At 73.9% G+C, this 13,273-nt stretch carries 12 protein-coding genes; 8 read left to right on the forward strand and 4 right to left on the reverse strand.

Features of this window, described 5'->3' with window-relative positions; genetic code table 11:
• The first annotated feature begins 78 nt into the window (after positions 1 to 78).
• The 4 genes from IFT72_RS02020 (at position 79) to IFT72_RS02035 (ending at position 3,366) form a co-directional block, all read left to right on the forward strand.
• Positions 79 to 1,371 carry a thymidine phosphorylase gene (locus tag IFT72_RS02020; protein WP_056053251.1) on the forward strand — a complete coding sequence of 431 codons (1,293 nt, stop codon included), beginning with the start codon at positions 79 to 81 and terminating at the stop codon, positions 1,369 to 1,371.
• Positions 1,372 to 1,482: 111 nt separating this feature from the next.
• Positions 1,483 to 2,607 (forward strand): adenosine deaminase, encoded by a 1,125-nt coding sequence (locus IFT72_RS02025; RefSeq protein ID WP_192045422.1) that lies wholly within the window; start codon positions 1,483 to 1,485, stop codon positions 2,605 to 2,607.
• Position 2,608: 1 nt separating this feature from the next.
• Entirely contained in the window at positions 2,609 to 3,097 is a 489-nt protein-coding gene (locus tag IFT72_RS02030) for a PTS sugar transporter subunit IIA (protein ID WP_056053258.1), read from the forward strand.
• The gene (locus IFT72_RS02035) at positions 3,094 to 3,366 is read left to right on the forward strand and encodes a PTS sugar transporter subunit IIB (RefSeq protein WP_192045423.1); all 273 of its coding nucleotides are present in this window, start codon (positions 3,094 to 3,096) and stop codon (positions 3,364 to 3,366) included. Before IFT72_RS02030 ends, IFT72_RS02035 begins: the two co-directional genes overlap by 4 nt.
• 88 nt (positions 3,367 to 3,454) lie before the next feature.
• Here the strand turns inward: IFT72_RS02035 and IFT72_RS02040 are convergent, their stop codons facing one another.
• The 4 genes from IFT72_RS02040 to IFT72_RS02055 form a co-directional block, all read right to left on the reverse strand.
• Complete coding sequence (locus tag IFT72_RS02040) at positions 3,455 to 5,131, reverse strand: phospho-sugar mutase (RefSeq protein ID WP_192045424.1); 1,677 nt, start codon at positions 5,129 to 5,131, stop codon at positions 3,455 to 3,457.
• Positions 5,128 to 5,961, reverse strand: coding sequence for a purine-nucleoside phosphorylase (locus IFT72_RS02045; protein ID WP_192045425.1), 834 nt, complete (start codon positions 5,959 to 5,961; stop codon positions 5,128 to 5,130). Before IFT72_RS02045 ends, IFT72_RS02040 begins: the two co-directional genes overlap by 4 nt.
• A gap of 51 nt (positions 5,962 to 6,012) precedes the next feature.
• Positions 6,013 to 7,767, reverse strand: coding sequence for a biotin carboxylase N-terminal domain-containing protein (locus IFT72_RS02050; RefSeq protein ID WP_056053271.1), 1,755 nt, complete (start codon positions 7,765 to 7,767; stop codon positions 6,013 to 6,015).
• 79 nt (positions 7,768 to 7,846) lie between these two features.
• The gene (locus IFT72_RS02055) at positions 7,847 to 8,536 is read right to left on the reverse strand and encodes a nucleoside triphosphate pyrophosphatase (protein ID WP_192045426.1); all 690 of its coding nucleotides are present in this window, start codon (positions 8,534 to 8,536) and stop codon (positions 7,847 to 7,849) included.
• A 26-nt stretch (positions 8,537 to 8,562) separates the two neighbouring features.
• Between IFT72_RS02055 and IFT72_RS02060 the strand changes: the two genes are divergently transcribed.
• The 4 genes from IFT72_RS02060 (at position 8,563) to IFT72_RS02075 (ending at position 12,900) form a co-directional block, all read left to right on the forward strand.
• Entirely contained in the window at positions 8,563 to 9,804 is a 1,242-nt protein-coding gene (locus IFT72_RS02060) for a class I SAM-dependent RNA methyltransferase (protein WP_192045427.1), read from the forward strand.
• 81 nt (positions 9,805 to 9,885) lie between these two features.
• Positions 9,886 to 10,590, forward strand: coding sequence for a response regulator transcription factor (locus IFT72_RS02065; RefSeq protein ID WP_056053280.1), 705 nt, complete (start codon positions 9,886 to 9,888; stop codon positions 10,588 to 10,590).
• Complete coding sequence (locus tag IFT72_RS02070; protein ID WP_056053284.1) at positions 10,580 to 11,842, forward strand: sensor histidine kinase; 1,263 nt, start codon at positions 10,580 to 10,582, stop codon at positions 11,840 to 11,842. Before IFT72_RS02065 ends, IFT72_RS02070 begins: the two co-directional genes overlap by 11 nt.
• Complete coding sequence (locus IFT72_RS02075) at positions 11,839 to 12,900, forward strand: hypothetical protein (protein WP_056053287.1); 1,062 nt, start codon at positions 11,839 to 11,841, stop codon at positions 12,898 to 12,900. The genes IFT72_RS02070 and IFT72_RS02075 overlap by 4 nt, the downstream gene beginning before the upstream one ends.
• The last annotated feature ends 373 nt before the right edge of the window (positions 12,901 to 13,273 follow it).

Raw genomic sequence — 13,273 nt, forward strand, 5'->3', positions numbered from 1 at the left:
CCCCCGCCCTCCGTCCGGCGTCGTTCCGGGGCCGGCGAGACACCTCCGGAACGACGCCGCCACCGCTGAGGAGACCCCATGACCACCACCGTCGAGCCCTTCGACACCGTCGACCTGATCCGCGTCAAGCGCGGCTCGGGCGCCCTCAGCACCGCGCAGATCGACTGGCTGATCGACGCCTACACCCGCGGGTACGTGGCAGACGAGCAGATGTCGGCGCTGACCATGGCGATCTTCCTCAACGGCATGGAGCGCCGCGAGATCCGCGACATGACCCTGGCCATGATCCGCAGCGGCGAGACGATGGACTTCGCCGGCCTCGGCAAGACCACCGTCGACAAGCACTCGACCGGGGGAGTGGGCGACAAGATCACGCTGCCGCTCGCCCCGCTCGTGGCCTCGTTCGGCGTCGCCGTCCCGCAGCTCTCGGGCCGCGGCCTCGGCCACACGGGCGGCACGCTCGACAAGCTCGAGTCGATCCCCGGCTGGCAGGCGTCGATCTCGAACGAGCGGATGCGCGAGATCATGGCCGACACCGGCGCGGTCGTCTGCGCAGCCGGCTCGGGTCTCGCCCCGGCCGACGGCAAGCTGTACGCGCTCCGCGACATCACCGGCACGGTCGAGTGCATCCCCCTCATCGCGTCGTCGATCATGAGCAAGAAGATCGCGGAGGGCACGGCGGCCCTCGTGCTCGACGTCAAGTTCGGCTCGGGCGCCTTCATCCAGGACATCGAGCAGTCGCGCCTGCTCGCCCGCACGATGGTCGACCTCGGCACGGACGCCGGGGTCGCGACGACCGCCCTGCTCACCGACATGAACGTGCCGCTCGGCCTGACGATCGGCAACGCCCTCGAGGTGCGCGAGTCCGTCGAGACCCTCGCGGGCGGCGGCCCGGCCGACATCCGGGAGCTCACGGTCGCGCTGGCGCGCGAGATGCTGACCCTCGCCGGCCAGCCCGACGCCGACGTGGAGGCCGCGCTCGACGACGGTCGCGCGATGGACGCCTGGAAGGCCATGATCCGCGCCCAGGGCGGCGACCCGGACGCGGCGCTCCCGACCGCGCGCGAGACGCACGTCGTCACGGCCGAGCGCAGCGGGTACCTCACCGAGCAGCGGGCGCTGCCCTTCGGCGTGGGCGCCTGGCGCCTGGGCGCGGGCCGCGCCCGCAAGCAGGACCCCGTCCAGGCCGCGGCCGGCATCGAGCTGCACGCGAAGCCGGGCGACGCGGTGACGGCGGGCCAGCCCCTGTTCACGCTGCACACCGACGAGCCCGCGCGCTTCGAGCGCGCGCTCGAGGCGGTGCAGGGGGCCTGGAGCATCGGCGACGAGCGGACGACCCGCGGCCCGATCGTGGCCGAGCGCGTCTCCTGACGCCCGTCCCGGCGGCGTCCAGCCGGTGCGCCGGGCGTGCCCGACGAGCGCCCGGCTGGCTCGCCGTGGTCGTCCAGGGTCGGGGGCCCGCGCACGGGTAGGTTGGTCCCCATGAGCGCTCCGGACAAGGACTACCGACTGCCTGACGGCGGCCCCAGCATCGTCTCCCTCCCCAAGGTGTCGTTGCATGATCACCTCGACGGCGGGCTCCGCCCCTCGACGATCATCGAGCTGGCCGACGAGATCGGCTACGACCTGCCGGTCGGGGGCGACGCGGAGGCGCTCGGGCGCTGGTTCGTCGAGAGCGCGGACTCCGGCAACCTGCCCGACTACCTCGCCACCTTCGACGTGACGACGGCGGTCATGCAGACCGAGGCGGGCCTGCACCGCGTGGCCCGTGAGTTCGTCCTCGACCTGGCGGCCGACGGCGTCGTGCACGGCGAGGTCCGCTGGGCCCCCGAGCAGCACCTCACCGCCGGCCTGTCGCTCGACGCGACGGTCGAGGCCGTCCAGGCGGGCATCGACCAGGCCGTGGAGGAGCTCTCCGGCCAGGGCCACGACATCTCCGTCGGCCAGCTGATCACGGCCATGCGCCACGCCGACCGCGGTCTCGAGATCGCCCAGCTCGCGGTGCGCCACCGGGAGAACGGCGTCGTCGGGTTCGACATCGCCGGCGCCGAGGCGGGCTTCCCCGCCAGCGCCCACCGCCCCGCCTTCGACCTCCTCGCGCGCGAGTTCTTCCCGGTCACCGTGCACGCCGGCGAGGCCGACGGCCTCGACAGCATCCGCAGCGCCCTCCTCGACGGCCGGGCCCTGCGCCTCGGCCACGGCGTCCGCCTCGCGGAGGACATCCGTGTCGTCGAGGCCCGCGGCGGCCAGACCACGGTCGAGCTCGGCCCCATCGCGTCGTGGGTCCGCGACCGCGAGATCGCCCTCGAGCTCTCGCCGCAGTCGAACCTCCAGACCGGGGCGATCTCGGCCTGGGGCACCGACCTCGACGACCACCCCTTCGACCTGCTCTACCAGCTCGGCTACCGGGTCACGGTCAACACCGACAACCGCCTGATGAGCGACACGAGCCTCAGCAAGGAGCTCGCGCTGCTGGCCCAGGCGTTCGACTACGGCCTCGACGACCTGCTCGCGTTCCAGCTCAACGCCGCCGCGTCGAGCTTCCTCCCGCTGGAGGACCGCGACGAGCTGGCCGACCGCATCACGGCGGGGTTCGAGGCGGTCTGACGTGACGCTGCCCCCGGTGCCCGACTCCGCCGTCGTCATCGCCGCGCCCGTCACCGACTGGCGCGCGGCGGTGCACGCGGCGGCCGACGCGCTGGTCGCCTCCGGGTCGGCGCTGCCCGGCTACGGCGACGAGATGGTGCGGATGATCGACGAGCACGGCCCGTACGTCGTCATCGCGCCGGGACTCGCGCTCGCCCACGCCCGGCCCGACGACCTCGTGCTGCGTGACGGCCTCGCCGTCGTCACCCTCGCGGCTCCCGTGGCCTTCGGGCACCCGCACAACGACCCGGTGAGCGTCGTGCTCGGCCTCGCCGTCGAGTCGGTGGGCGGTCACCTCGAGTCGATCGCCGACATCGCGAACGTCTTCAACGACGCCTCGGTCATCCCCGCCCTCGCCGGCGCGGCCTCCGCCGACGAGGTCCGTCGGCTGCTCGGCGCTCCCGCCGTGGCCGACGGCGGCCGCTCGACGCCCGAGGAGGGCTCCCCGTGAAGATCGTGACCATCTGCGGCGTCGGCATCGGCAGCAGCGGCATCCTCAAGGTCAACGCCGAGCGCGTCCTGGCCAAGCTCGACATCGAGGCGGACGTCGTCGCGGCCGACATCGGCTCCCTGGCGGGGGTCGCCGACGACGCCCAGGTCATCCTGACCTCCGCCGAGTTCGTCGAGGCCATCGGCCAGACCTTCGCCGACGTCATCGTCATCCAGAACCACTTCGACCGCCAGGAGCTCACCGAGAAGCTGCAGCGTTCGTTGGGCTGACGGAGCCGGTCCGGGCACGGACGCACGGACGCACGGACGGAGGCCGCCCCCCTCAGGGGAGCGGCCTCCGTCCTCGTCTCGCGGCGGACTAGGCCAGCAACGCCCGCATGCCCGCGTCGAGGTCGGCCACGGCCGCCTCGGCGGCGGCCCGGCGAGCCAGGGCGTCTCCGTCGGTGCTCGACGCGTCGATGTAGACCTTGAGCTTCGGCTCCGTGCCGCTCGGGCGCACGATGACCCTCGAGCCGTCGGTGAACCAGAAGCGGAGGACGTCGCCCGCGGGGAACTCCCCGAAGCCGTCCACGAAGTCGTCGACGTGGTCGACCCGTCGCGTGCCGACCTGGCGGGGCGGCGACTGGCGGAGTCGCGTGGTCAGCTCCGTGATGCGCTCCAGGTCGTCGACGCGCAGCGAGATCTGCGAGGAGGCGTAGGCGCCGAACTCCGCGTCGAAGTCGCGCAGGTGCTCGGCGATGCTCGAGCCCCGGCCGTGCAGCTCGGTGGCCAGGGCCAGGATCTCGACGGCGGCGGAGATGCCGTCCTTGTCACGGACCTTCGCGGGGTCGACCAGGTAGCCGAGGGCCTCCTCGTAGCCGTACAGCAGGCCGCCGACGCGGGAGACCCACTTGAAGCCGGTGAGGGTGTCGCGGTAGTCGAGGTCGTAGCGGCGGGCGACCTCGCGGAGGGCCGGCGACGAGACGATGCTCGCCGCGAGGGTCCCGTCGACGTCGTCCCGGCGGGCGCGCTCGGCGGCACGCCACCCCAGCAGCGCCCCGACCTCGTTGCCGGTCAGGCGCCGCCACCCCTCGGGGCCCGGCACGGCGACCGCGAGGCGGTCCGCGTCCGGGTCGTTGGCGATGACGAGGTCGGCGGAGACGCGGTCGGCGGTGGCGAAGGCCAGGTCGAGCGCCCCGGGCTCCTCGGGGTTCGGGAAGGCGACCGTGGGGAAGGCGGGGTCGGGCGCCGACTGCTCGGCGACGGGCACGGGCTCGGTGAAGCCGGCCGTCGCGAAGACGCGACGGGCGACCTCCCACCCGACGCCGTGCATGGCCGTGTAGACGACGCGGGGCTGCGAGCCCGACGCGGCGGTGCCGGCGAGGGCCGCGGTGCGCGCCACGTACTCGCCGACGAGGTCGTCGCCGGCTTCCCGGTGGTCGTCGGAGCGGGGGATCTCCGACACCGGCCGGCGCGCGGCCTCCTCGATCAGGGCGGCGATCTCCGTGTCGACCGGCGACACGATCTGCGACCCGGCGTCGAGGCCGCCGAGGTACACCTTGTAGCCGTTGTCGGCGGCGGGGTTGTGGCTCGCGGTCACCATGACCCCGGCGCTGACGTCGAGGTGGCGCACGGCGAAGGCGAGCACGGGGGTGGGCAGCGCCCGGGGCAGCAGCGTGGCGGACACGCCCGCCGCGGCCATGATCTCCGCCGTGTCGCGGGCGAAGACGTCGCTGTTGGTCCGGCCGTCGTAGCCGATGACGATCGACGGCGTGGCCTCACGGCCGACCAGGAAGGCCGCGAAGCCCGCTGCCGCCTGGGCCACGAGCACGCGGTTCATGCGGTTCGGGCCGGCTCCGAGGGCGCCGCGGAGGCCCGCCGTGCCGAACTGCAGGCGGCCGTCGAAGCGGTCGCGCAGCTCGGCGGTCGCCACGGCGTCGCCCGACCGCGCCGCCGTCAGCAGCGCGGCGAGCTCGGCGCGGGTGACCTCGTCAGGGTCCTGGTCGAGCCAGGCCTGCGCGTCGGCGAGGAGGTCCGTGGTCGCGTCGCCGCTCACAGGGCCGCCACGATGCGGGAGAGCAGGTCGCTGATGGCGGCCTCGGCGTCACGGCCGGCCTGCAGCACCTCCTGGTGCGACAGCGGCTCCTTCTGGATGCCGGCGGCGAGGTTGGTGATGAGCGACATGCCGAGGATCTCCATGCCGGCCTGGCGGGCGGCGATGGCCTCGAGGGCCGTCGACATGCCGACGATGTGGCCGCCCATGGCCTTCGCCATCTGCACCTCGGCGGGGGTCTCGTAGTGCGGCCCGCGGAACTGCGTGTAGACGCCCTCGTCGAGCGAGGGGTCGATGCCCTTGGCGAGCTCGCGGAGCCGCGCCGAGTAGAGGTCGGTGAGGTCGATGAAGGTCGCGCCCTCGAGGGGGGAGTCGGCGGTCAGGTTGATGTGGTCGCTGATCAGCACGGGGCTGCCCGGCTTCCAGGTCTCCTTGATGCCGCCCGCGCCGTTGGTGAGGACCATCGTGGTCGCGCCGGTGGCGGCCGCGGTGCGGACGCTGTGCACGACACGGCGGACGCCGTGGCCCTCGTAGTAGTGCGTGCGGGCGCCGATGACGAGGGCGTGCTTGCCGCTCGGCAGCAGGATGCTGCGGATCGAGCCGGTGTGGCCGACCACCGCGGAGGCGCTGAAGCCGGTGATCTCGGTGGCGGGCACCTCGGCGACGGTCTCGCCGATCAGGTCGGCCGCCGCGGCCCAGCCGCTGCCCAGCGTGAGGGCGATGTCGTGGCGCTCGACGCCGGTGGCCCGGGCGATGTCGGCAGCGGCGGTGCGGGCGACCTCGAACGGGTCGGCAGCGGGGTCGTCGAGGGGGTGCGTGGGTGTCTCGGACATGCGCTCCACTCTAGGGTCTGCTCCCCGGGCCGGCGGGCGCCGCCGCGGGCGTCAGTCGATGCTGAGCAGCACGTGCCCCGACGACACCGTCTGGCCGACCGTGGCCGAGATGCCCGAGACGACGCCGTCGCGGTGGGCCGCGACCGGCTGCTCCATCTTCATCGCCTCGAGCACGAGCACGAGGTCGCCCTTGACGACCGACTGGCCCTCCTCGACGGCGAGCTTGACGACGGTGGCCTGCATGGGCGACGTCACCTGCGAGCCCGTCGCGGTGACGACGGTCGACCCGCCGGAGCGCCGGCGGGGAGCGGCGGCGGGAGGCGCGGTGCGGGCCCCCAGACCGGCCGGCAGCGAGACCTCGACGCGCTTGCCGCCGACCTCGACCACGACGGTGGTGCGCTCGTCGAGCGCGCGCGGCGCCTCGGCCTCGCCGCTCCAGGCGGGGATGTCGTTCTCGAACTCGGTCTCGATCCACCGGGTGTAGATCGAGAAGGGCGCCCCGTCGGCCGGGGCGAAGGCGGGGTCGCGCACGATGGCGCGGTGGAACGGCAGGACGGTGGGGAGGCCGGCGACCGTGAACTCGTCGAGGGCGCGGCGCGAGCGCTCGAGGGCCTCCTCGCGGGTGGCCCCGGTGACGATCAGCTTGGCCAGCAGGGAGTCGAACGACCCGCTGATCTCGTCACCCGCCTGCACGCCGCTGTCGACGCGGACGCCGGGGCCGGTCGGGGCGGAGAACACGTGGACGGGGCCGGGGGCGGGCATGAAGCCCCGCCCGGCGTCCTCGCCGTTGATGCGGAACTCGAACGAGTGCCCGCGGGCGACGGGATCGCCGTACTCGAGCGCGCCGCCCTCGGCGAGGCGGAACTGCTCGCGCACGAGGTCGATGCCGGTGACCTCCTCCGAGACCGGGTGCTCGACCTGGAGGCGCGTGTTCACCTCGAGGAAGGAGACGGTGCCGTCCTTCCCGACGAGGAACTCGCAGGTGCCGGCGCCGACGTACCCGACCTCGCGGAGGATGGCCTTCGACGCGCTGTAGAGGGCCTCCACCTGGGCCTCCGTCAGGAACGGCGCGGGCGCCTCCTCGACGAGCTTCTGGTGACGGCGCTGCAGCGAGCAGTCGCGCGTGGAGACGACCACGACGTTGCCGTGCTGGTCGGCGAGGCACTGGGTCTCGACGTGCCGGGGCTGGTCGAGGTACTTCTCGACGAAGCACTCGCCGCGGCCGAAGGCGGCGACGGCCTCGCGGGTCGCGGACTCGAAGAGCTCGGGGACCTCCTCGCGGGTGCGGGCCACCTTGAGGCCGCGGCCGCCGCCGCCGAACGCCGCCTTGATGGCGACGGGGAGGCCGTGCTGGTCGACGAACTCGAGCACCTCGTCGGCCCCGGAGACCGGGTTGAGGGTGCCGGGGGCGAGCGGGGCGCCGACCCGCTCCGCGATGTGGCGGGCGCTGACCTTGTCGCCCAGCTGCTCGATGGCCTCGGGCGAGGGCCCGATCCAGACGAGCCCCGCGGCCGTGACGGCGCGCGCGAAGTCGGCGTTCTCGGCGAGGAACCCGTAGCCGGGGTGAACCGCGTCCGCCCCCGAGCGGCGGGCGACGGAGAGGATCTTGTCGATGACGAGGTACGTCTCGGCGCTCGTCGTGCCCTCGAGCGCGTAGGCCTCGTCGGCGAGGCGGGCGTGCTGGGCGTCGCGGTCCTGGTCGGCGTAGACGGCGACGGAGCCGATGCCGCTGTCGCGGGCGGCCCGGATCACGCGGACGGCGATCTCTCCACGGTTGGCGATGAGGACCTTGCTGATACGAGGCATAGTTCCTCACCCTATTGCGCGGTCGACCCTTTTCTTTGGCTGACGTGCACAAGAACACGCGGGAGGCGCGTGATGCTTCCTACGAGGACGCCCCGGTCGGAGAGGTCCAGAGCTCCTGCCAGCCGACGCCGAAGCCTCGCACGAGCGAGCGGAGCACCGGCACGGAGAGCCCCACGACGGCGCTCGGGGTGCCCTCGATGTGGCTGATGAAGGCGGAGGCGCGGCCGTCGATGGTGAAGGCGCCGGCCACCTCGAGGGGCTCCCCGGTGGCCACGTAGGCGTCGAGCTCGGCCGGGTCGAGGTCGTCGGCGAAGGTGAGGTCGGCGGAGGCGACGGCTCCCGCGCCTCCGGACGGGTGCTGCTCCGTCGCTCGGGGCGCGCCTCCGCGGTGGTCGATCAGCCAGTGGCCCGACCAGAGCGTGCCGTGCCCCACCTCGGCCATGCGGCGCCAGCGGTCGAGCGCGAGCCGCGGCAGGTGCGGCTTCCCGTGCACCTCGCCGTCGAACTCGAAGGCGCTGTCGCCGCCCAGGACGAGGCCGTCGAGCGGGCGGCCGTCGACGGTCACGTCGAGCACGGCCTCGGCCTTGGCCTTGGCCAGGAGCGACACGGTCTCGGAGGCCGTCAGGCGTCGCCCCGCCTCCTCCTCGGCCCGCGCGACCGCGGCGTCCTCGTCGACGCCGGGGCTGATCAGGACGGGCTCGACGCCCGCGGCCCGGAGCAGGGCGAGGCGGGCGGGGGAGGTGCTGGCCAGGTAGAGCGCGACGGTCATGCCCGCCAGCCTGTCAGACTCGACGCATGGGAGACATGCTGGGCCGCGAGGTCGAACTGGACGTGACGGGCATCGCACACGGGGGCATCTCGGTGGCCCGCCTCGACGGGCGCGTGGTGTTCGTCAGCGACACCCTGCCGGGCGAGAGGGTGGTCGCCCGCGTCACCGACGACAAGAAGAAGTCGTTCTGGCGCGCCGACACCGTGTCGGTGGTCGAGGCCAGCGAGCACCGGCGCCCGCACGTGTGGTCGGCCGCCGCCCTCGAGGTCGACCCGGTCGACCGGGCCGGCGGCGCCGAGTTCGGCCACGTCGACCTCGCCCACCAGCGCGAGCTCAAGTCGCAGGTGCTGCGCGACGCGCTCGTGCGCACCGGCGGCGTCCCCGAGGCCGAGGCGACCGTCACGGTCGAGGCCCTGCCGGGCGACGACGAGCGCCGAGGGACGGGCTGGCGCACGCGGGTCCGCCTGCACCTCGACGCCGACGGCCGACCCGGCCAGTACGCGGCGCGCTCGCACCGCGTCGTGCCCGTCCGCGACCTGCCGCTCGCCACCGACGAGGTCGCCGCCGCGGCCCCGCTCGGCGAGGCCTTCGCCGGCGAGGAGCACGTCGACGTCCTCGCGCCGAGCGTCGGGGGAGCGCGCCTCGTCATCGGGCGCCAGGCGCCCACCACCATCACCGAGACGGTCGGTGACCGCAGCTTCCGCCTCGACGACCGCGGCTTCTGGCAGGTGCACCGCGAGGCCGCGGCGACCCTGACGGCCGCCGTGCAGCAGATGGTCGACGTCGACCTCTTCGACCCGCGCGCCGACAACCTCGACCTCTACGGCGGCGTGGGCCTGCTGGCGGCTGCGCTCGGAGACGCCTTCGGCCCCTCCGTCCGCGTGACGAGCGTCGAGAGCGACGAGCGAGCCACCGAGCACGCCTCCGAGAACCTCGCCGAGTGGCTCGGCGCCTCGGCCGAGACGGGCCGCGTCGAGCGCTGGGTCCGCCAGCGCGCCGACCGCGCGACCGCCGCCGAGCGCGACCGCGCGCGGGCCGCGACCGTCGTGCTCGACCCGCCGCGCTCGGGCGCCGGCAAGGAGGTCGTGGCCGCCCTCGGCGAGCTGTCGCCGGCCCAGGTCGTCTACGTGGCCTGCGACCCGGTCGCCCTCGCCCGCGACGTCGCCCTGTTCCGCGACGCGGGCTACGACGCCGTCCGTCTCCGGGCCTTCGACCTCTTCCCGAACACGCACCACGTCGAGACCGTCGTGCAGCTGCGCCGACGCTGACGCGGCCGCCCCGGGCGGATACGATGGCGTCGTGCACGGCCGGGATCAGGGACCGGCCGCACGCCGACAGAAGGACCCACCGTGACTGACGCCACGACCGACGCTCCGGTCTCGCCCCCGCCCGCTCCGCCCGTGAGGGTCGCCATCGTCGACGACCACGAGTCCGTGCGCCTCGGCATCCAGGCCGCGTGCCAGAACGAGGGCTTCGACGTCGTGCTCACCGCCGCGGGGGTGCAGGAGCTCGTCGAGGCGCTCGCCGGCCGCGAGGTCGACGTGGTCGTGCTCGACCTCTCCCTCGGCGACGGCTCGACCGTCACCGAGAACGTCAAGCGCGTCCAGGCCACCGGCTCGGCCGTCCTGGTCCACAGCATCGCCGACCGGGTCGCCAGCGTGCGCGAGGCGCTCGCGGCGGGCGCGGCCGGCGTCATCCCCAAGTCGTCGGCGACGAAGACCGTGATGGCCGCCGTCGCCACGGTCGCCCGCGGCGACGTGCTGAACAACCTCGAGTGGGCGAGCGCGATCGACGCCGACCGCGACTTCGCGAAGGCCCAGCTCGGTCGGCGCGAGCGCGAGATCCTCCACCTCTACGCCTCGGGCCTCCCGCTCAAGCTCGCCGCCCAGCAGCTCGGCATCGGCTACTCGACGGCCCGCGAGTACCTCGACCGCATCCGCGTGAAGTACGTCGAGGTCGGCCGCCCGGCACCCACCAAGGTCGACCTGCTGCGTCGCGCCGTCGAGGACGGCATCCTGCCGGGCCTCGACGCGGACGGCGGCGATGGCCGCTGAGCGGGCGCTCACCGCTCCCGCCCCGCCCCGCGCCTCGCGCAACCCGATCAGCCAGGCCCTCTTCGACAAGGTCCTCGGCCGGGTCATCGCGCTCGCGGGCCTGATCTTCGGGCTGCAGGCCTTCCCGAGCATGCTCGCCCAGATCGGCAGCATGCAGGTGGCGTGGGCCTGGATCATCGGCCTGGCCATGTTCGGCGGCTTCGTCGCCATCGGGGTGGCGAGCCTCCTCGTCCGCGGCGTCGAGACGGCCAGCGCCTTCGTCGCGGTCGCCTACCTCATCGCCCTCATCACCTGGCCGCTGGCCGTCCAGGACCCGAGCGTCGTGCAGCCCTCCGTGCCCTGGCTCTGGTACCTCTGCACGGTGGCCACCGCGGCGGCCGCCTTCGCCTTCTCGGCCTGGATCGCGACCGGCTACCTCTTCGTCGCCCCGCTGGTCTACGGGCTCATCCGGCTGACGCCCTCGGGGGGCGGGGCGACGGTCTCCCGCGCCGCCCTCGACTCCGTCTACGCCGTGCTGCTCGGCGGCGCCGTCCTCATCCTCGTCCTGATCCTGCGGCAGGCCAGCGCCAACGTCGACGCGGCCCAGGCGACCGCGGTGGCGCGGTACTCGAACGCGATCCGCGAGCACGCGACCGAGCTCGAGCGCGTCGAGGTCGACGCGATCGTCCACGACAGCGTCCTGACGACCTTCATCCAGGCGGCGCGGGCCTACAGCGCGGAGGAGAAGGTCCTCGCGACCTCGATGGCCCGGAACGCGGTGGCGCACCTCTCCAGCGCCGCCAGCCAGACGCCCTTCGACGAGTCGGCGACGACCCTCGGCTCCATGCGCGACCGGCTGGTCGTCGTCACGAGCGAGATGGGCGCCGACGTGGAGGTCAGCACGCGCGGCATCGACGGCCACGGCATCCCCTCGCCGGCGGCCGAGGCGCTCTACAGCGCGGCCGTCCAGGCCGTCGTCAACAGCTGCCAGCACGCCGGCGGCGACGACGTCCGACGGTGGGTGACGGTCGAGTGGACCGAGACCGGCGGAGCGCTCGTCGAGGTCGGCGACACCGGCCGGGGGTTCGACCCCGGGCACGTGCCGGAGGGGCGCCTCGGCGTCCGGGTCTCCATCGTCGAGCGGCTCGCCAACGCGGGCGGGCTCGCCTGCATCGACTCGCGCCCCGGCGAGGGCACCGTCGTGCGCCTAGCCTGGCCGAGCGGCGACGTCGTGGGCCCCGCCGACGCCGCCCGCGAGGAGGCCGCGTCGTGAGGGTCAGCGTCCCGCGCTGGCTGATCGTCCTGCTTGCCGCCGTCTTCTCCGGCTACCACCTCGTCCTCGCCGCCGTCAGCCTCGACCGCTTCGACGACCCGTGGCCCGTCGTGGCGTGCATGGTCGTCTACGTCGTCGTGACGGTCATGGTGCTCTGGCCCTCGGGCCGCGCGCGCATGCCCGTCTGGCTCGCCGCGTTCGCGCTGGCCGTCAGCGTCGTCATGCCGCTCCTCGTGACGTCGCAGCTCGACCCGTCGCAGAAGAACGGCTACGCCACCTGGTACGTCGCGGCGATCGGCACGCTGATGGTCATCGTCGCCACCCGTCGCCGCCAGGGGTTCGCCTGGCTCGGGGTCGGCTTCATGGCCGTCCACGGTGTGACCTGGGGCGGGCTCGGCGCCGTCGCCGACCTCGGGGTCGTCGGCAGCGTCTCGTGGGTCGCCTTCGCGCACGCGATGACGGCCACCCTGACCCGCGCCGGCCGGGAGACGCGCGAGTTCATCCTCGCCGAGCACGAGGCGGCCGACTGGCAGGCCGCCCAGGAGGCGCACGTCAACGAACGCCAGTACCGCCTCCTGCAGACCAGCCGCACCGCACGGCCGATGCTTCAGGAGATCGTGGCCCAGGGCGGCGACCTCACGCCCGAGCAGCGGCAGGAGTGCCTCCACCTCGAGGGCGCGATCCGCGACGAGATCCGCGGCCGCCGCCTCCTCGACGACGACGTCCGGCGAGAGGTCATGGCCGCCCGACGCCGAGGCGCCGTCGTCAGCCTGCTCGACGAGGGCGGCATCGACGACCTCGACGCCCGGGAGCTGCGACGCATCCACCAGGCCCTCGCCGAGGCGCTGCACGGTTCGTCCGCCGACCGCATCATCATCCGGACGGCCTCCGGCGGAGGCGACGACGCGGTGACGGTCGTGGGCCTCGGCTCGGCCGACCTGAGCTCCAGCGCCCTCGGTCGAGGAGTCGCGGCGGAGGCCGACGAGGACGACGACGGCGACGAGGTCCAGCTCTGGCTGCAGATCCCGCGCTCGGTGCCGGAGCAGGCGGCTCCGTAGCGGCCACGCCCCGGTCGTGCCCGGAGCAGGCTGGGGGCCCTGGACGACGAAGGAGGGCCGGACAATGAGTCCGGCCCTCCTGGGGAACGTCACTGGGTCAGGGCGGTAACCCGAATACCGCCCTGACCCGCCCCCGGTCGAGGAACCCGCTTACCCTAGTCGGCCCTCGATCGGCGGTGCTACTCAGAGAGAGACACCTAGCACTGATGACTATGCCGGTCGACCCAGGGTGTCCACAGTCGTCATTTAGGGGGACACCGAGGGGACGATAGGTCGGTCTACCCCCGTTCGGGAGCACTGACCGCGCGGATCTCGCCCTGGCCGGCCCCGCGGGACCGACTCGACCGGGGGACAGGGCGGGGTACGTCGGCGG

It is taken from the genome of Frigoribacterium sp. CFBP 8754 (assembly GCF_014841815.1).
In the GTDB taxonomy this organism is placed as follows: Bacteria; Actinomycetota; Actinomycetes; order Actinomycetales; family Microbacteriaceae; genus Frigoribacterium; species Frigoribacterium endophyticum.

What these genes read in the sequence shown, in the direction of transcription:
- IFT72_RS02045 (WP_192045425.1), bottom strand. Translation starts at nt 5,961, where the DNA reads ATGTCCGAGACACCCACGCACCCCCTCGACGACCCCGCTGCCGACCCG.
- IFT72_RS02055 (WP_192045426.1), bottom strand. Translation starts at nt 8,536, where the DNA reads ATGACCGTCGCGCTCTACCTGGCCAGCACCTCCCCCGCCCGCCTCGCC.
- IFT72_RS02025 (WP_192045422.1), top strand. Translation starts at nt 1,483, where the DNA reads ATGAGCGCTCCGGACAAGGACTACCGACTGCCTGACGGCGGCCCCAGC.
- IFT72_RS02060 (WP_192045427.1), top strand. Translation starts at nt 8,563, where the DNA reads ATGGGAGACATGCTGGGCCGCGAGGTCGAACTGGACGTGACGGGCATC.
- IFT72_RS02050 (WP_056053271.1), bottom strand. Translation starts at nt 7,767, where the DNA reads ATGCCTCGTATCAGCAAGGTCCTCATCGCCAACCGTGGAGAGATCGCC.
- IFT72_RS02070 (WP_056053284.1), top strand. Translation starts at nt 10,580, where the DNA reads ATGGCCGCTGAGCGGGCGCTCACCGCTCCCGCCCCGCCCCGCGCCTCG.
- IFT72_RS02020 (WP_056053251.1), top strand. Translation starts at nt 79, where the DNA reads ATGACCACCACCGTCGAGCCCTTCGACACCGTCGACCTGATCCGCGTC.